A 17,072-nucleotide genomic window follows, 5' to 3' on the forward strand; every position below is an offset into this window, starting at 1 on the left:
CGTCTCGTCTCGGTGGCGGCGCGCTGCGAGGGGCGCCGGGATCGTCCGCGGTCATTCGGCGCCTCAGTCGTAGATCTGGATCCGGCCTTCGGCGAGCACGAGCCGGCGCGCGTCGACCTGGTCCATCAGGGTGAGATCGTGGGTCGCGATCACGACCGACGTGCCGAGCCGGTTCAGCTCGATGAACAGCCTCAGCAGGCGACGGGCGAGCGGCGGGTCGACGTTGCCGGTCGGCTCGTCGGCCAGCAGGATCTCGGGCTTGGTGATCAGCGCGCGGGCGATCGCCGCGCGCTGCTTTCGCCGCCCGACAGGACCGGCGGCAGCACGTGCATGCGGTCGCCGAGCCCGACCCATTGCAGGAGATCGATCACGTCCGGACGGTAGTCGCTCTCGTTCTTGCCGAGCACACGCAAGGGCAGGGCGACATTGTCATAGGTGGTCAGATGGTCGAGCAGGCGGAAGTCCTGGAACACCACGCCGATCCGGCGGCGCAGCGGCGGCAGATCCTCGCGCGGCACGCGCGCGGTGTCGCGGCCGAACACCGAGATCAGGCCGCGCGTCGGGCGCAGCGACAGATAGAGCAGGCGCAGGAGGCTGGTCTTGCCAGCGCCCGAGGGGCCCGTCAGGAACTGGAACGTGCGCGGCGCGATCTCGAAGGTGAGATCCCGCAACACCTCCGGCCCCATGCCGTATCTGAGCCCGACGTTCTCGAACTTGATCACCTGTCGCCCACGCTCCCGCGCGCCATCGAACGACCTCGCGCCGGCGCCTGGTGGTTCGCTGGAAGCGGCGGGATCGGGCCCGCCGCGGTTGCTGCCGGCTTCCGGCGCCCGGCGTCTTCCGCCGACCAGTCGGCCTCGCGACCTCGCATCGGCCAAACGGCAGCCGACGCGAATCGCGCGTCCGATTCGCCGAGCCTGCGCCCCGCGGCGTTGACGTTTCATTAACGATACCGCATCGCGCCTCCGCCGACGGCCCGGAGTTTACGCGCCATTCAGCCCGACGGGCGCATGGTCTCGCGCAGAACACCGGCGTTTTCGAGGCCATGCGCGCAAGCTGTCCCAACTGCGGCACCACCTATGTGATCCCCGACGACCGGATCGGTCCGAAGGGGCGCAAGGTCCGTTGCGCCAAGTGCGAGACGCAATGGGTCGCCACGCGCGAGCTCGATCCGGCGCTCGCCGATGCCTTCGAAGCCGTCGGGGTCGACCGCCCGGTTCGCGCTGCCGCCCCGCCGCCCGCCGAGCCGCCGCGTCCCGCCACGCCGGTGATGGCGGCGCGCGCGAGCGCGGAGGAGGCGGAGCCGGCACCGATCCGCGTCGAGACACCGCCGGGCGCCGGCAGCTTCTTCGCCTCGGACGACACCTGGCCGGGCGCGAACGCGGATCCGTTCGCCGATGCGGGCTCGTCGGCGGCGACCGGCACGGACGAAACCGGTGGCGAGGACGCCGCCGCTCCGACCGCCGCCGAGGCGCCGGCCGCGGGCGAGGGCGGCATCGGTCGAAAACTCACGCGCCTGGCGACCAAGGCCGCCCCCGACATCGAGTCGCTGGCGCGCATCCGCTCGATCGGCGCCAAGGCGACCCGCAAACGCCGCCGTGTGAGCGACTTCATCCAGATTTCCTCACGGGTTCGGCCGTTCCTGGGCATGGCGGTTCTGGTCCTGTCGCTCGGCGTTGCGGCCGCATCGATCCTGATGCGCGAGGCGCTCGTCGCCCGCTTCCCCGATCTCGCCGGGCTCTATCGGACGATCGGCTTCGATGTGAACCTGCGCGGGCTCATCTTCGACAAGGTCGAGACCCTGCGCGAAATGGACAATGGCCAGCCTGTGCTCGTCGTCGAAGGCATCGTCGAGAACATCACCACCGGCTATCGCGCCGTGCCGGCGCTGCGCCTGGCGCTGCGCGGCGACGATCAGCAGGAGATCTATGCTTGGTCGATCGAGCCGAGAGCGGATAGGCTGGCCCCCGGCGAGACGGTGCGGTTCCGCAGTCGTCTCGCCTCTCCACCCGAGCAGGCGGCGGATCTCGCGATCCGCTTCACCGACCGCCGGTCCAAACCGGCAGCGCCGCATGCCGCCCCGAAGCCGACAGCCGACGAAGCCCCACATGACGCTCCCCACCATTGATGTACTCTTCGATGCCGACGCGATCGCGCGGCGGAACCGGGAGCTCGCCGCCGAGATCCGCGCTGCCGACTTCGTCGACAACGTGCTCGTCGTCGCCGTGCTCAAGGGCAGTTTCGTCTTCGCGGCCGACCTGATCCGCGCGCTGCATAGCGCGGGAATCTCGCCGCAGGTCGATTTCATCTCGCTGTCGAGCTACCGCGAGGCAACCACGTCCTCGGGCGTGGTCACGGTGGTCAGGGATCTGGAGACGGATGTCGCCGGGCGCGACGTGCTGCTGATCGACGACATTCTGGAGTCCGGCCGGACGCTGTCCTACGCCAAGTCGCTGGTGCTGGAGCGCGGCGCACGGCGCGCGGCGGTGGTCGTGCTTTTGGACAAGCCGGGCCATCGGGTCGCGGATATCGAAGCGGAGTTCGTCGGCTTCGAGTGTCCGGACAAGTTCGTGGTCGGTTACGGCATGGACGCGGCACACGCGTTTCGCGAATTGCCCTTTATCGGTTATGTAGTCGATAAGGGCTGATTCGCGCGGGGCATCGTTCGCGACTTTCCTCTACTCGTGGCTAAGTCGCGGATACTGAAGATCTGGGCTTGAGGACCCACGGAAGGCTACGCCCGAGCTGGCGGGCCGCCGGTCCGGGAGGACAGCATGGCGCGCATTCTGCTCGCGGAAGACGATGATTCGGTCAGGGCGTTCGTGAAGCGGGCGCTCGAGTTCGACGGGCACGAGATCCTGCCGGTCGAGGACGGCGCGACCGCGCTCGAAGTGCTCGCGCGCGAGAACGGCCGCTTCGACCTGATCGTCTCCGACATCAAGATGCCGGTCATGGACGGCATCGCGCTGGCGCTCAATTCGGCGCGCGACTATCCGACCCTGCCGATCGTGCTGATGACCGGCTTCGCCGATCAGCGCGAGCGCGCCCATGGGCTCGATCATCTGGTCCGCGACGTGGTGCTGAAGCCGTTCACGCTGGCCGACATCCGCAGGACGGTCGGCAGCGCGCTCGCGATCCAAGGCGAGGGCGAGGCGCGGCTGGCGGGGTGAGACCGGGAGGGACCTCGGTCGGCCCGGATCGCATGTAGGATCAGCCGCTGTTTTCGATCGGATTCGTCTCGAACTCGGATGCCCGTCGGGCCGTTCGGTTGATCGCTTCGATGATCGTCTGATCGAGCGTGCGCGGCAGGTCGTGTCCCATGCCGTCGATCACCATGAGCTCCGCATGGGGAATCGACGCGGCGGTATCTCTTCCGCAGGCGGGTGGTATCAGGGGATCGTCCTCGCCGTGAATGACGAGGCTCGGCGCCCGGATGGTCGCCAACCGCGCGCGCCGGTCGCCGGCACAGGCCATTGCTGCGAGCTGCCGACCGAAGCCTGCGGGATCGTAGGCGCGTCGGGCTTCCTCCCGAACCAGATCACAATGGGCTTCGTCGTCGAACGGGTAGCCCGTTCCCGCTAGGCGACGCGCGAAGGCGAGCCTGTGCGCGACGAAGGCGGCTTCGTCCGTGATGGGGTCGGGCGCCGGTCGCATCATCATCGCCATGACATCCGGCATGGCCTGCGGGAGCGCCGGATTGCCGGTGCTCGACATGATGGACGTCAAGGATCGTACCCGGCCCGGATGGTCGCTCGCCATGATCTGCGCGATCATCCCGCCCATTGATCGTCCGACCACATGGGCCTGCTCGATGCCGAGCGCGTCCAGCAGGGCGACGGCATCGGCGGCCATATCGGGCAGCGCGTAGGCGAGTTCGGGCTGACGCCCGGCCATGAGCGCGGCGACCAGAGCTGCGAAGTCAGGGGGCTGGTGTTCGCTCAGGTGGCTCGAGTAGCCGGCGTCGCGGTTGTCGAAGCGGATCACCCGATAGCCATACGCCGCCAGGGTCTCGCAGAAGGGCGTCGTCCAGCGAACCATCTGGGTGCCCAATCCCGCAATCAGCAGGATCGCGGCGTCGTTCGTCTGGCCGAAGCTCTCGCAGGCGAGATCGATCCCGTTCGCTTTCACGATGTCCATGGCATAGCCTCGCCGGCTCATGCCGGATGTCGTCGATCGGGAAGGCGAACGCATCGGCCTGGTCTCGTCAACCAATGGGCGGGGTGCCCGCTGAACCATCAGAAGGCCGAGCCACGACGCGATGCGGTTCGGGCGCGTCGAACCGTTGTTCGAATTCGGCTCCGGGGCCGATCGGTCGACGTCCGATATTAATATCCGGATAAAAATGAAAGTCAATATTACCCGTGTAATATTGCCGCCTGATCCCGTCGGTGATCGGGCTCGGAGTAGGCGGGACGACCGGCGCCGCGCGCCTCTCCTCACCGCATCTGCAGCAGTCGCTCCAGATAGTCGAGTTCGATGCGCGGCCGCGACGGGTCGCTCAGGCGACGGCGGATGTCTTCCAGCACGCGACGGGCGCGCTGGACGTCGATCTCGCCGGGTACGAGGTTCTTGCCGGGATCGATGTTGCCGGTGCGGTTCGGGCGGCCGAGCGGGTCTTCGTTGCTCGGGGCGTCGCCGGCCTGCATGCCGCCGGGCTGGCGGCCGGGCTGCTGCATCATCTGGTCGGCGAGCTGGCGGGCGCCCTGGCGCAGCGCGTCGAGCGCGCGGCCCTGGGCGTCGACGGCGTCGCCCGTCTCGCCCTGGCCGAGCGCCTCGCGCGCCTCGCCCATGGCGCCCTCGGCCTGGCCGAGCTGGCCTTCCGGGCCCTCGCCCTGTTCGCCGCCTTCGCCCTGCCCGCCCTGGCCTTGTTCACCGGGCCGGCCCTGGGCCTTGCCCTTGCCGCGCTGGGCCTGCTGGCCCTGTCCGTCCTGACCCTTGCCGTCCTGACCCTTGCCGTTCTGGTTCTTGCCGTTCTGGCCCTTGCCCTGTTTGCCCTGCTGGCCTTCGCCGCGCTGTTCGCGGCCCTTGGCCATCTTGTCGCGCAGCTCTTTCAGCGCCTGCTGCAGGTCGCCCTGGTTCTTCTGCAAGTCTTCGAGCGCCTGCTTCAGCTCCTCGTCGGACATCGGACCCTGGTCGCCCTGCTGACCGCGCTGCCCCGGCTGGCGCTGCGCGCCGTCGCGGCGGTCGAGCCGGTGGGTCTTGTCCATCAGCTGCTGCTGGCGCTGGATCATCTCGCCGAGCTTGTCGAGCGCCTCGGACTGTTCGCTCTGCTCGCCCTGCTGCTGGCCGCTCGGGTTGCCGGCTTGCAGGTTCTCGAGCATCTGCTGCATTTCGGCGAGCAGCTGGCGCGCGGCGTCCTTGGATCCGGTCTTCGCCAGATTCTCGATCCGGTCCAGCATCTTGTCGAGATCCTGTTTGCGCATCGTGCGCGCGTTCGGATCCATCGGCGAGCGCGCCTGCGGGTTGTTGCGCTGCTTCTGCGCCAGTTCGGCGATGTAGCGGTCGAGCGCCTTGCGCAGCTCCTGGGTGAGCTTGGCGATCTCCTGTTCGGACGCGCCGTTCTCGAGCGCCTTGCGCAACGCCTCCTGTGCGTCGCGCAGCGCCTTCTCCGCCAACGACAGGTCGCCGTCCTCGATCGACAGCGCCACGGTCCAGAGGAGATCGACGACGTCACGGAGCTGGTCGTCGGATGTGGCGCCGACGATGCCCTCATAGGCCATGCGCAGGCCGAAGTAGTGGCCGGACTTCTCGATGAAATGCTCGGCGCCGAGCGTCAGCGCGTCGAGCGCGGTCGCGACCTTTTGCGCGTCGTTGGCGTCGGTCGCGAGGATGCGGCGCTGTTCGACCAGGGCGCGGGCGAGCGGCTTGCGGAACGGCTTCGACGGCAGCGTGATCTCGACCGTGTCGGAGCGGCCCTCCTGACCGGCCTCGTCGCGGGCGACCAGGGTCACCCGCACCATGCCGCCGGCCCAGGGATGCGAGGTCAGGTCGCGAAACACCTGCGCCTGACCGGATTTCATGCGGCCCTGCGGCAGCGCGAGCGGGAAGTCCGGCGCGCCGACCAGCGGGCGCGGCGCGGCGCCGGTCGCGGTCTTGGCCTTGTCGGCCAGCGGCTCGATCTTCGCTTCCGCCGCGACGACACCGTAGTCGTCCTGGACCTCGTAAGCGAGCTTGATCGTGCCGGAGAGCTGCACCTCCGGCTCGGCGACGAAGCGGATCTTCGGCGGCAGATCGGGTTCGACCACGAAAGTCCAGTTGCCGATCTTTCGGCCGCCCGAGACGACGGTGATCGCGGCGTCCTTCCCCAGGGCATAGGTGTGTTCGACCGGCTGGCCCGGGCGCGGGGCGGCCGGCGCCTCCGCCTTGCCGGCCTTGGGCGCGGCGGCGGGCCGGCCGTTGCCGGGGGAGACCGGGGTCGCACCCTCGGCCGTGACGGTCGAGACCGGCACGGATCTGCTCTTGCCGGCGACGGTGGCGGTCACGTCGGTCGGATCGGCGGGCTTGTCGGCGGTCGGCGGCGAGGTGCGGACCACGACGACGCTGCCCTGCGGCACGCGAATCGCGCCATCCTTCTCGACCGGCACCCGGTTCTCGCCGGTCAGGAACAGGGGGCGCGGCCGGTGTAGCCGGGCGGTGTCACCCAGGCATCGACGCGGCTCGCCAGCGCGACCGGCAGCGGCGCGCCGCGAAACGCAGCCGCGATGCGGTCCCGATATTCACCGGCGCCGGCGAACAGGCCGACGAACAGCACGAGGCCGAGTGCGACGCGCAGGCCGTAGCGATCCGAGCGGGCGAGATCGGGATGCGGCACGCCGGGCGCCAGCGTCGCGATCGAGCGGGCGATCCGGGCGCGATGGGCGTTCCAGAGCGCGCGGGCGACCGGATCAGACGTGTCCGCGAGGTGGTCCTCGTAGGTCTCGAGCGGCCGATGGGGCAGGCCGCTCTTCAGTTCGACGCGATGCAGCGCCTCGTGGCGGGTCGGCCAGCGGAAATCCCGAAAGACGGCGAAGGCGCCGAGGAAGGCGAGCCCGAACAGGGCGACGAGCCCGAGCCGAAGCCCATCGGGCACGGCGGTCCAGAGGCCGAGCCAGGACACCGCGCAGAACAGCGCCGCGACGCCGAGCGGCCAGGCGAGCCGCGGCCACAGCCGCTCCCAGCCGATCGCCAGCCGCGCCCGATCGGCGGCGACCGCGATGCGCCGGCCGAGATCGTCGGCGCCGGGTTCGTTCGTGCGGGGATCGTTCGACGCTGTCTTGTCCAAACCCGGGGTCTCCGCGACCGTTCGGCCGTATGCGTCCCGCGGTCCCTCGGACCCGGACGTCTTCCCTCTCCCCCTGACCGAAACTGTCCCACGGCCGCGCGGTCTCGGCAAGCGCGAGCACGGCGCGACCTCGGGCCGCGCATCAAAGAAATGTGGGGAAGGGCGTTCGGGCCCGGCTCGACCGGCTCAGAGCAGCGGGTCGAGGAAGAAGTCGCGCTTCGGCTTTTCCGTCTTCTTCTGCACGGGAGCCGGGGTGCCGAAGCCGATCAGCGGATTGGCCTCGGCCGGCTGTTCGGCCTTGGGCACCTCGGGCAGCGCCTTGCGGCCGCAGCCGGATAGCATGGCGCCGGCGGCGAGCGCGACGACGACGGGCAGCAGGCGGTGCCGGAGCGAAACGGGGCGGGCCAAGTGACGATCCTCGGGATGTCTGTCGTGGTGCACGGGCCTCGCGGGGCGCGCTCCCCCCGCGTGCGTCGGGTGTGGGTGGAGCGGGCGCTCGAAGCGGGCGCATGATAGCGAGCCGATCCGCGCCCGTCTCTCTCTCGTTGGCCGTTCAGGCCTTCTTCGCGCGTTCCTTGGCGAGGCGGGCGATCCAGCGCTTGGCCTGGGCGCGGACGTTCTTCGGTGCGGTACCGCCGTAGGAGGTCCGGCTCGCGACCGACTTCGCCACGCTCAGCACCGAATAGACGTCCTCGGTGATGCCGGCATGAACCGCCTGCAGGTCGGCGAGCGGCACCTTGTCGAGCGTGATGTCGCGCTCCGCGGCGATCGCGACGATCCTGCCCGTCACGTGATGGGCCTCGCGGAACGGGATGCCGAGCGTGCGCACGCACCAGTCGGCGAGGTCCGTCGCGGTGGCGAAGCCCGAGCCTGCGGCCTTCTTCATGCGCGCCTCGTTCGGTGTCAGGTCGCGGACCATGCCGGTCATGGCGGCGAGCGACAGGGAGAGCGATTCGAGCGCGTCGAAGATCTGCTCTTTGTCCTCCTGCATGTCCTTCTGATAGGTCAGCGGCAGGCCCTTCATGACCATCAGCAGCGCGTTGAACGAGCCGGAGATGCGGCCGGTCTTGGCGCGCACCAGCTCGGCCGCGTCGGGGTTGCGCTTCTGCGGCATGATCGACGAACCGGTCGTGAACTTGTCGGACAGCTTCACGAAGCCGAACTGCGCCGAGGTCCAGATCACGATCTCCTCGGCGAAGCGCGACAGATGCACGGCCGCGATCGAGGCGGCGGCGAGCGCCTCGAGCGCGAAGTCGCGATCGGCGACGCTGTCGAGCGAGTTGGCGGTCGGCCGGTCGAAGCCGAGCAGCGCCGCGGTGGTCTCGCGCGCGATCGGGAACGAGGTGCCGGCGAGCGCTGCGGCGCCGAGCGGGCACTCGTTGAGACGGGCGCGGGCGTCGGCGAAGCGCGAGCGGTCGCGCGCGAACATCTCGACATAGGCGAGCAGATGGTGGCCGAAAGTCACGGGCTGCGCCGACTGCAGATGTGTGAAGCCCGGCATGACGGTCGCGGCATGGTCGAGCGCGCGGGTCGCGAGCGCTTCCATCAGCTCCTCGAACTGCGTGTCGAGCTGGTCGAGCGTGTCGCGCACCCAGAGGCGGATGTCGACGGCGACCTGATCGTTGCGCGAGCGGGCGGTGTGCAGCCGGCCGGCCGACGGGCCGATCAGTTCGGCGAGGCGCGCCTCGATGTTCATGTGGATGTCTTCGAGGCTGCGCTTGAACACGAAGGCGCCGCTCTCGATCTCTGACAGGATCGTGTCTAGACCACGGTCGATCGCTGCCGCATCGTCCGCGCCGATGATGCCCTGCTCGGCGAGCATCTTGGCGTGGGCCTTGGAGCCGCGGATATCCTGGGCGTAGAGCTTCTTGTCGAACCCGATCGAGGCGTTGATCTCTTCCATGATGGCATCCGGCCCTTCCGCGAACCGTCCGCCCCACATGCGATTGGACATGATCTTCAACCCCGAAATCTGATAGGCCGCTCGACGGCCTTCCGCCCTGCTCGTCCTGTCCGACGCAGCCGACCCGACCCGAATGCGACCCGAGTGCACGCCATGACCGAGACCGAACCGAAATCCGCCCCGCGCACCGCGACCATCGTATCGGTCGCCGTCGTCGCGGGCCTCGGGCTCGGCCTCGCGGCGGTATACGGGATCGGCGGCTTGCAGCGCAATGCGGGCGCGGCGGGAAACTGCTCCGCCTCGATCGCGGCGGCGGCGCGGATCAAGCCCCTCGTCAAGGGCGAGGTCGCCGCGCTGATCCCGGCCGATGCGCAGCCGCTGCTCGTCTCCGGGCTCGCCTTCAACGGCTCGGACGGCAAGCCGGTGGCGCTGTCGGCCTGGAAGGGCAAGACGCTGCTCGTGAACCTGTGGGCGACCTGGTGCGTGCCGTGCCGCAAGGAGATGCCGGCGCTCGACCGGCTGCAGGCCTCGTCGGGCTCGGACAAGTTCGAGGTGGTCGCGATCAACCTCGACACCAAGGATCCCGAGAAACCGAAGCAGTTTCTCTCCGAGATCGGCGTCGCCGCGCTCGGCTACCACGCCGACCCGACCCTCGGCGTGTTCAAGGCGCTGCAGCAGAAGGGCAAGAGTCGCGGCCTGCCGACCACCATGCTGGTCGGTCCGGACGGCTGCGAGATCGGCACCATGAACGGCCCGGCGGAATGGGATTCCGCCGACGCCAAGGCCGTGATCAAGGCGGCAATGGGGAATTGACGGCGCGGTCGGGCGATGCTGCGGCTGAAGGCAGAGACCTCCCGAGCGGGGCGATCGTGACAGGCGGGGATCGGCTCAGACGGTGACGTCGAGATTGCCGCCGATACCGGCGGCGAGGTTGGCCAGCTTGTCGGACTGGGTCGAGGCGGCCTGGACGAGGTCCGCGACGGCGCGATCGCTGGCGGCGTTCTGCTGGAGAAACTTGGCGGCGAGCGCGTCGGCCTTGAACGAGGCCTGCGCGGCGATCAGGCCGGTCGCGATCGAGACGGAGTCCATGCCGGAGGTCTTCTTACGCGGCGGGCGCCTGAAACGCGGCGAGCCCGGTTGGGGCGGGGGCACGCAGAACCTTCGAACCCCGCGAGAAGGACAGTCGCACGGGGGAGTAAACGAAGTGTTTCCCTCGGCAAACATTCTCAGGTGTTTCGCGCGACTGCGTCATCCTCCGCCCGTGACCACGGGTCTGCTCGGCGGATCAGCGGATGCCGAACTTCCGGAACGCATCGAGCGAGGCCGTCTCGCGCTCCGCCTGTTCGATCCGATCGGCGATGAACCGGTACTCCTGCGTCCGGCCGCCATAGCCATAGGCTTCGGCGCGGACATCGTGGACATGGATGTAGCTCTCCTCGTGGAGCGGGCCGAGCAGGCGGCTCATCCGATCGAATACGTCGGCGATGAAGGCTTCCTTCTCGGCCTTGGTGTTGGTGCCGTCGGTGACCCGGATCTCGACGAAGACGCTGGCCTTGTTCCAATCCGCGAGGCTGCGGCCGGCGATGAACCAGGCCTCGGGATCGATCCGGTCGGCGACGACGGCGGTCACGGTCGGCTTCTTGCCGAGGATATCGACCGTCGGCTTCATGACCGCGGCGACGATCGCGGCGCGGGTCGGTTCCTCGGCGCTGTTCGGGGTGGCGTAGCGAACCTGGATGATCGGCATGGGAGCCTCCTTGGCCGGCGTGATTGCCGTCTGGAGAGACGATGCCGCGGGCTCGATCATTTCTGAAACGAATGATATAGATATCTGAGATTTGAAATTGAAATGGGGCGCCGGCGATGACCGTGCTCGATATCGATCTCCTGCGCACGTTCGCCGCGGTGGCTGACCTCGCCAACTTCACCGAGGCGGGCGATCGGCTCGGCGCGACGCAGTCGGCGATCAGCATCAGATTGAAAAAGCTCGAGGATCGCCTCGGCAGGCGCCTCCTCGACCGCACGCCGCGGGCGGTGGCGCTGACGCCGTTCGGCGAGGCGTTTCTGCCGGACGCGCGCCGGATCCTCGCCGCGCATGATGCGGCGATCGCCCGGGTCGTCGAGGACGATCGGCCGCGGCATCTGACGTTGGGCGTCAGCGAGCACGCCGCCGGGCTGCGGTTGCCGGCGGTGTTCTCGGCGTTGCGCCGGGCCTTGCCGGGGGTGCGGGTGTCGATGACGCTCGGCCTGTCGGCGCCGATCCTGGCGGAGTTTTCGGCCGGCAAGCACGACGCGGTGCTGATCCGGCGGATCGGCACCGGCGGCGAGGGGCGGGTGGTCTATCGCGACGACCTCGCCTGGATCGGCGGTCGCGACCTCGACTGGCGGCCGGGCGAGACGGTACCGCTCGTCTCGGTCGCGCGGCCCTGCGCCGTCTGCAGCACGGCCGACTCGGTGCTCTCCGAGGCCGGCATCGATCATTTCGACGCGTTTTCGAGCCCCGGTCTCGCGGCGGTGCAGGCGGCGGTCTCGGCCGGATTGGGCATTGCCTGTCTCGGCCGTTCGGCGATCCCGCCGGATTGCCGCGAGCTCGATCCGGAGATGGGCCTGCCTGCCCTGCCGCCGAGCGAGATCGTCATGATCGCGCGCCGCGGGGATCGCGGCACGGCGGCGGCGCTCGATCGCGTGTTCGAGGCGTTCCGGAGCGGCGCGGCCTGATCAGGTCGACAGGCCGCCGGCGGTCTCGATGAAGCGGGCGACGGTCTCGACGCCCTCGCCGGTCTTGATGTTGGTGAACACGAACGGCCGCTCGCGGCGCATGCGCCGGGCGTCGCGGTCCATCACCTCGAGCGAGGCGCCGACCATCGGGGCGAGGTCGATCTTGTTGATGACCAGCAGGTCGGAGCGGGTGATGCCCGGTCCGCCCTTGGAGGGGATCTTCTCGCCGGCGGCGACGTCGATGACATAAATCGTGATGTCGGCGAGTTCGGGCGAGAAGGTCGCGGCGAGATTGTCGCCGCCGGATTCGATCAGGATCAGATCGAGGTTCGGAAAGCGCGTGCGCATCTCGGCGACCGCGGCGAGGTTGATCGAGGCGTCCTCGCGGATGGCGGTGTGCGGGCAGCCGCCGGTCTCGACGCCCATGATCCGGTCGGCGTCGAGCGCGCCGGAGCGGACCAGATAGTCGGCGTCCCACTTGGTGTAGATGTCGTTGGTGATCGCGGCGATGTCGTAGCTCTCGCGCAGGCGCTTGCAGAGCACGTCCATCAGCGCGGTCTTGCCGGAGCCGACCGGGCCGCCGACGCCGACGCGCAAGGGGCCGTGCGGCGACTTCGACAGCGGACGGCGGGCGGCGGATGCGTCGGCAAGGGTCATGAGCGGAACAGTCTCGTGTACTGGGTTTCGTGTTTCATCGAGGCGATGTCGGCGCGCAATACCGCGCCGCCGAGATCGTCGACGGATGCATGAAGCGCGCCGGACGCGGCCGCCTCGATCATCGGGCGCAGGGCCGCGACCAGGCGCAGGCCGTCGGTCTGGCCGAGCGGCACGGCGCGGACGCCGGCGGAAATGACGTTCTGCACGAAGGCCTGCAGGTAGGCCGGCAGCGCGAGATCGAGCGCGATGCCATGCGCGGCAGCCGCGACGCCGACCGCGACCGGGTAGGTCCAGGGCACGGCGCCGTCGAAACGAGCAGCGAGCAGGGGGAGCAGCCGGTCGAGCGGCTCGGCAGGGGCGGTGTCGAGGATCGCGCGCATGAAGGCAGCGCCTTGCGCGGTCGCCTCGAGCCGACGTTCCTTCGACGGCTGGAAGGCGGCGGCGCGCTCGACTGTGTCCGAGAGCGCGTCGAGGTCGCCGGCGGCCATGGCACGGTGGGCGAGCGCGAAGAAGATCGCGTCGTTGCGGCCGGCGCCGTGGCGGACGATGTCGGCGAGCCAACGCTCGAGGCCGGCGGTGGTCGTCACCGTACCGTCCTCGATCGCCCATTCCAGTCCGTGCGAATAGGTGAAGCCGCCGACCGGGAAGGCCGGCGACAGCCAGACCATGAGCTTCAGCACATCGTCGGCGCCGCGCCCGGACGGGCCGAGACCCGTGTCCGAAGTGGCTTCATCCGGCGAACGGCCGCCGTCAGCCATGACGATGGCCGTGCTTGCGGTCGTCGTGATGGTGCCCGTGATCGTGATCATGACTGTGGGCGTGGTCATGACCATGGGCATGATCGTGGCCGCAACCGCAGCCCGGGCCGTGCTCATGGTGCTCGTGGCCATGATCGTGGCCATGGGAGTGGGCGTGCACGTGATCATGATCGTGGTGGTGATCATGGTGATGATGGCCGTGCGCATGGTCATGATCATGAGCGTGATCATGACCGCAACCGCAGTCCGGGCCATGGACATGGGTATGCGCGGTGGCGGCGCGGGCGGCCTGCCGGGCCTTGCGCCGCTCGATCGCGGCGGCCAGTTCGGCATCGTCGATCGGCGCCTCGCCCGCGTGGGCGTGGCCATGATCGTGGTCGTGGTCGTGGTCGTGGTGATGATGACCGTGATCGTGATGATCGTGGCCGTGATCATGATCGCGGCCATGCGCATGACCGTGATCGTGATGGTCATGCCCGTGCTCGTGGTCGTGCTCGTGGCCCTGCACCTGGCCGTGGCCGTAGGCGCCGCCTTCCGGCACGAAGGCGGCCTCGACGAAGCCGATCTGGGCGGTGCCGAGCTTCTTCACCATCTCGACCAGCACGTAGTCGTCGCGGATGCGCAGCACGTCCGCGCGGATCTCCGTCGGGGTGTGGCGGTTGCCGAGGTGCCAGGCCACGCGGGTGAGCGCGAGCGGATCGGTGAAGCGGAACTCGACCAGCCGCTCGGGCTTCGCCTCGATCGTCACGACGAGGCCGTTGTCGAGCCGGTAGCCGTCGCCGTGCCCGATCGCGGGAACCTCGGCGAGGTCGACCAGGAATTCGAGGCCGTTCCTGCCCTTCATCGTCATGCGGCGGCGGCGGCGGTCCTCGAAATCGAGTTCGACGCTGTCGACGACCTGATCGGCGGCGAAGCTGCCGGCGAGAGCGGTGGCGGTGGCGCGCATCATGGGGAAGTCATGCCTTTCGGAAGAAAGCCCGGATCGAGCAGGCGCTCGAGAGGATAGGGACATTCCGCCGGAAACATGTCGAGGGCAAGGGCCGTCTCGCGCGCCGCCTGTTCCGAGGCTTCCGCATAGGTCCGCGCCAGAGAAGCGATGAGATGGTCGTGCAGCGACGGGCTCTCGGCGATCTTGGCGAGGATGCGCGCGCGCTCGGCCGTGACCACGCCGATCGTGCTCTCGGAGGTGCGTTCCGGCTTCATGCGCCACTTGAGCAGGCGGACGATGATCACCCGGAGCCGGCCGACCACCTCGCCGCGCAGCTTCAGCGCGTCGGCCTCGACCAGATCGGCGAGCGCCTCCCGGTCGATCGCTGCGACCGGGCCGCGCCTCAGTACGCGCGCCTGCGCCTCGGCCCAGGCGACCCGGTCCTCGGCGCGATCGGGCATCGTGGGCAATTCGGGTATGGCGCCGTCGGTCTCGGCCGCTTCGTAGAGATCCGGGCGCAGCGCCGCGCGCGAAATGCCGGTCGCGGCGGCGATCTCGGCGACGCGATCGGCCGGGATCTCCTTCCACTGGTAGATGGCCTGGCGCGTGAGTCCCAGCCGGCGGGCCAGGATCGGTACGCCTCCGACGGATTCGGCCGCGATTCGGATGATCTCGAGCATCGCCGCGGAAGGTAAGCGGTGGTTGGCGCCTGTCAACGACCGTCCGCGGAGCGAAGTCCGACGGCCTCGTGATCGGCGCCGCCGGGACGCGGTTGGCGAGGACGGGATCGCGGACCGTTCGCTCCCGCGACCGTCCCCGCTCGGGGGAACATGGCGGGATCGCGGACGTTGCACGGGCTGATCCGGCCGTCGATCGGCCCGCCGCGGCCCGCAGTCGGTCGTCCGCCGTCATCACGCAGCTGTGACCGGTGACGCCTGCGGAAAGCATCTTGTCCTTATCATAAGCATGCTTATTATAAGGTCCATGAAACACGCACACTGCACGCCGTCCGGCGATCCGCGCAAGGAGACACTCGTCCTGATCAAGGACGTGTCGCGGCTGATGGGAACCTACTTCGACCAGCGTGCCACCGAACACGGCATGACACGGGCGCAATGGGTGCTGCTCGGCCGTCTTTCGCGGCAGGAAGGCCTCACGCAGACCGAGATGGCCGAGATCCTCGAGATGCAGCCGATCTCGCTCGTTCGTCTGGTCGACAAGCTGACCGAGCAGGGGCTCATCGAGCGGCGGCCGCATCCGACCGACCGGCGCGCGAACCTCCTGTTCATCACGGATGCCGGCCGGGCGACGCTCGAGGCCGTGCAGCCGACCGCCGACGACATGCTCGGCCGGATCTTCGACGGCTTTTCGCCCGCCGATCTCGACCGCCTGAGTGTCGAGCTCGAACGGGTCAAGACCAACATCAAGGACGCCATGGCGCATTTCGCGGCTCAACGCGCCGCGCCGCGCCGGCACGAAGAAGAGAGAGAAGCCCATGTCCGCTGACGGCAATCCCGCCCGGGAGACCGTGCCCGCGGCGCCCGCCCCGAACAATCCGCCCTCTACCGATCGGGCTCCGAATGCGCCCGCTTCGGCGCCCGGCGCCGTCGCGCCGAGCGCGGTGGCGGCGGAGCCCTCCGGCACGCCGCCGGTGAAGCGCAGCAAGCGTTCGCCGGTCCGGTTCCTGCTGATGGTGGCGATCCCGCTCGCGGTCGTTGCCGGTGGCGCCTGGATGTATCTCCAGGGCGGCCGCTACATCACGACCGACAACGCACAGGTCGGCGCCGAGAAGGTGCTCATCACGCCGGACGTCTCCGGTCGGGTGATTTCGGTCGCCGTCACCGAGGGTCAGGCGCTGAAGCCCGGTGATCCGCTCCTCGCCATCGATCCGGTGCCGTATCAGATCGCCGTCCGCGAGGCGGAAGCCAAGCTCGACAGCGTCCGGACCGACTTCGCCAACCTGAAGGCCTCGTTCGGCAGCCTCGATCGCCAGATCGCGCTCGCCGACGAGACCATCAAGCTGCGCGAGGCCGATCTCGACCGCAAACAGCAGCTCGCCGGCAACCGCGTCGGCACGCAGGCCGATGTCGATCAGGCGCGGCTCGCCGTGACTGCCGCCCGCACCCAGGCCGAGTTGCTGCGCCAGCAGCGCGTCAATGTGCTGAACCAGATCGTCGGCGATCCGAACCTGCCGATCGTGAAGTTCCCGGCCTACATGCAGGCGCAGGCCGAGCTCGACAAGGCGCGGCGCGATCTCGACAACACGACGATCCGCTCGCCGATCGCCGGCACGGCGACGCAGGTCGCCTCGATCCAGCTCGGTCGCTATCTGACCGCCGGCACGGCGATCTTCGCGATCGTGGGCCGCGACGATACCTGGGTCGACGCCAATCCGAAGGAGACCGACCTCACCTACGTGCGGCCGGGACAGGCGGCGACGGTGACCGTCGACGCCTATCCGGATCGGGTCTGGCACGGCACCGTCGAGGCGATCGCGCCGGGCACCGGCGCGCAGTTCTCGATCCTGCCGGCGCAGAACGCCTCGGGCAACTGGGTGAAGGTCGTGCAGCGGATCCCGGTCCGCGTCGCCTTCGCGCCCGGCGAGGACGTCGGCGCGCTGCGCGCCGGCATGAGCGCCTATGTCTCGATCGACACCGGCCGGCAGCGTTCGCTGCAGGGCGTGGTCGGCGGCCTGTTCGACTTCGGAACCGCCCATGCGCAAGACGTGGCGGAGGCGGCCCCCCACCGCTGACGCCAACGCCGGCCGGTCGTCTCGCTGACCCCGAGCGATCCGGTCCGAACGGTTCCCCCGCACCGGTCGGCTTCTCCGAGCCGGCCGGAGCCTGG

The 17,072-nt window shown here is 69.3% G+C and carries 16 protein-coding genes and 2 pseudogenes; 7 read left to right on the forward strand and 11 right to left on the reverse strand.

Annotated elements, in window-relative coordinates:
• Window positions 1–63: 63 nt before the first annotated feature.
• A pseudogene (ftsE, locus tag ABS361_20770) lies at window positions 64–722 on the reverse strand (cell division ATP-binding protein FtsE).
• Window positions 723–772: 50 nt separating this feature from the next.
• Here ftsE and ABS361_20775 point away from each other — a divergent pair.
• The 3 genes from ABS361_20775 to ABS361_20785 all read left to right on the forward strand — a co-directional run bounded on the left by ABS361_20775 (window position 773) and on the right by ABS361_20785 (window position 3,170).
• Window positions 773–2,128: an MJ0042-type zinc finger domain-containing protein gene (locus tag ABS361_20775; GenBank protein ID XBY44415.1), complete on the forward strand. Its 1,356-nt coding sequence runs from the start codon at window positions 773–775 to the stop codon at window positions 2,126–2,128.
• Window positions 2,109–2,648 carry a hypoxanthine phosphoribosyltransferase gene (hpt, locus tag ABS361_20780; protein XBY44416.1) on the forward strand — a complete coding sequence of 180 codons (540 nt, stop codon included), beginning with the start codon at window positions 2,109–2,111 and terminating at the stop codon, window positions 2,646–2,648. The genes ABS361_20775 and hpt overlap by 20 nt, the downstream gene beginning before the upstream one ends.
• A 126-nt stretch (window positions 2,649–2,774) precedes the next feature.
• The gene (locus ABS361_20785; GenBank protein XBY44417.1) at window positions 2,775–3,170 is read left to right on the forward strand and encodes a response regulator; all 396 of its coding nucleotides are present in this window, start codon (window positions 2,775–2,777) and stop codon (window positions 3,168–3,170) included.
• Window positions 3,171–3,210: 40 nt separating this feature from the next.
• Here the strand turns inward: ABS361_20785 and ABS361_20790 are convergent, their stop codons facing one another.
• The 4 genes and pseudogenes from ABS361_20790 to argH all read right to left on the reverse strand — a co-directional run bounded on the left by ABS361_20790 (window position 3,211) and on the right by argH (window position 9,215).
• The gene (locus tag ABS361_20790; GenBank protein XBY44418.1) at window positions 3,211–4,137 is read right to left on the reverse strand and encodes an alpha/beta hydrolase; all 927 of its coding nucleotides are present in this window, start codon (window positions 4,135–4,137) and stop codon (window positions 3,211–3,213) included.
• Window positions 4,138–4,436: 299 nt separating this feature from the next.
• Window positions 4,437–7,372, reverse strand: a pseudogene (locus ABS361_20795) (TIGR02302 family protein).
• A gap of 75 nt (window positions 7,373–7,447) precedes the next feature.
• Entirely contained in the window at window positions 7,448–7,669 is a 222-nt protein-coding gene (locus ABS361_20800) for a lipoprotein (protein ID XBY44419.1), read from the reverse strand.
• 145 nt (window positions 7,670–7,814) lie between these two features.
• Window positions 7,815–9,215, reverse strand: a complete 1,401-nt coding sequence (gene argH / locus ABS361_20805) for an argininosuccinate lyase (protein XBY44420.1) — start codon at window positions 9,213–9,215, stop codon at window positions 7,815–7,817.
• A gap of 102 nt (window positions 9,216–9,317) precedes the next feature.
• Here argH and ABS361_20810 point away from each other — a divergent pair, with 102 nt between their 5' ends.
• Entirely contained in the window at window positions 9,318–9,977 is a 660-nt protein-coding gene (locus tag ABS361_20810; protein ID XBY44421.1) for a TlpA disulfide reductase family protein, read from the forward strand.
• A 75-nt stretch (window positions 9,978–10,052) separates the two neighbouring features.
• On the opposite strand, the gene ABS361_20815 is transcribed toward ABS361_20810, so the two are convergent.
• Both ABS361_20815 and ABS361_20820 read right to left on the reverse strand, forming a co-directional pair.
• Window positions 10,053–10,253 carry a hypothetical protein gene (locus tag ABS361_20815; GenBank protein ID XBY44422.1) on the reverse strand — a complete coding sequence of 67 codons (201 nt, stop codon included), beginning with the start codon at window positions 10,251–10,253 and terminating at the stop codon, window positions 10,053–10,055.
• A 196-nt stretch (window positions 10,254–10,449) separates the two neighbouring features.
• Window positions 10,450–10,911, reverse strand: coding sequence for a 4-oxalocrotonate tautomerase (locus ABS361_20820; GenBank protein ID XBY44423.1), 462 nt, complete (start codon window positions 10,909–10,911; stop codon window positions 10,450–10,452).
• 116 nt (window positions 10,912–11,027) lie between these two features.
• On the opposite strand from ABS361_20820, the gene ABS361_20825 reads away from it, so the two are divergent.
• On the forward strand, window positions 11,028–11,882 hold the full coding sequence (locus tag ABS361_20825) for a LysR family transcriptional regulator (GenBank protein ID XBY44424.1): 855 nt from the start codon (window positions 11,028–11,030) through the stop codon (window positions 11,880–11,882).
• Here the strand turns inward: ABS361_20825 and ureG are convergent, their stop codons facing one another.
• From ureG to ABS361_20845, 4 genes are read right to left on the reverse strand one after another with little or no spacing between them, the layout of a single operon-like run.
• Complete coding sequence (gene ureG / locus ABS361_20830; protein XBY44425.1) at window positions 11,883–12,539, reverse strand: urease accessory protein UreG; 657 nt, start codon at window positions 12,537–12,539, stop codon at window positions 11,883–11,885. It abuts the gene before it with no gap.
• Window positions 12,536–13,366 carry an urease accessory protein UreF gene (locus tag ABS361_20835; GenBank protein ID XBY44426.1) on the reverse strand — a complete coding sequence of 277 codons (831 nt, stop codon included), beginning with the start codon at window positions 13,364–13,366 and terminating at the stop codon, window positions 12,536–12,538. The genes ureG and ABS361_20835 overlap by 4 nt, the downstream gene beginning before the upstream one ends.
• Window positions 13,290–14,309, reverse strand: a complete 1,020-nt coding sequence (locus tag ABS361_20840; protein ID XBY44427.1) for an urease accessory protein UreE — start codon at window positions 14,307–14,309, stop codon at window positions 13,290–13,292. The genes ABS361_20835 and ABS361_20840 overlap by 77 nt, the downstream gene beginning before the upstream one ends.
• On the reverse strand, window positions 14,243–14,941 hold the full coding sequence (locus ABS361_20845) for a DUF29 family protein (GenBank protein ID XBY44428.1): 699 nt from the start codon (window positions 14,939–14,941) through the stop codon (window positions 14,243–14,245). Before ABS361_20845 ends, ABS361_20840 begins: the two co-directional genes overlap by 67 nt.
• Before the next feature lie 268 nt (window positions 14,942–15,209).
• Between ABS361_20845 and ABS361_20850 the strand changes: the two genes are divergently transcribed.
• Together ABS361_20850 and ABS361_20855 are read left to right on the forward strand one after the other, a co-directional pair.
• Entirely contained in the window at window positions 15,210–15,731 is a 522-nt protein-coding gene (locus ABS361_20850; GenBank protein XBY44429.1) for a MarR family transcriptional regulator, read from the forward strand.
• Window positions 15,721–16,977, forward strand: coding sequence for an HlyD family secretion protein (locus ABS361_20855; GenBank protein XBY44430.1), 1,257 nt, complete (start codon window positions 15,721–15,723; stop codon window positions 16,975–16,977). The genes ABS361_20850 and ABS361_20855 overlap by 11 nt, the downstream gene beginning before the upstream one ends.
• The last annotated feature ends 95 nt before the right edge of the window (window positions 16,978–17,072 follow it).

Source organism: Ancalomicrobiaceae bacterium S20 (assembly GCA_040269895.1).
Lineage (GTDB): Bacteria > Pseudomonadota > Alphaproteobacteria > Rhizobiales > Ancalomicrobiaceae > Methyloraptor > Methyloraptor flagellatus.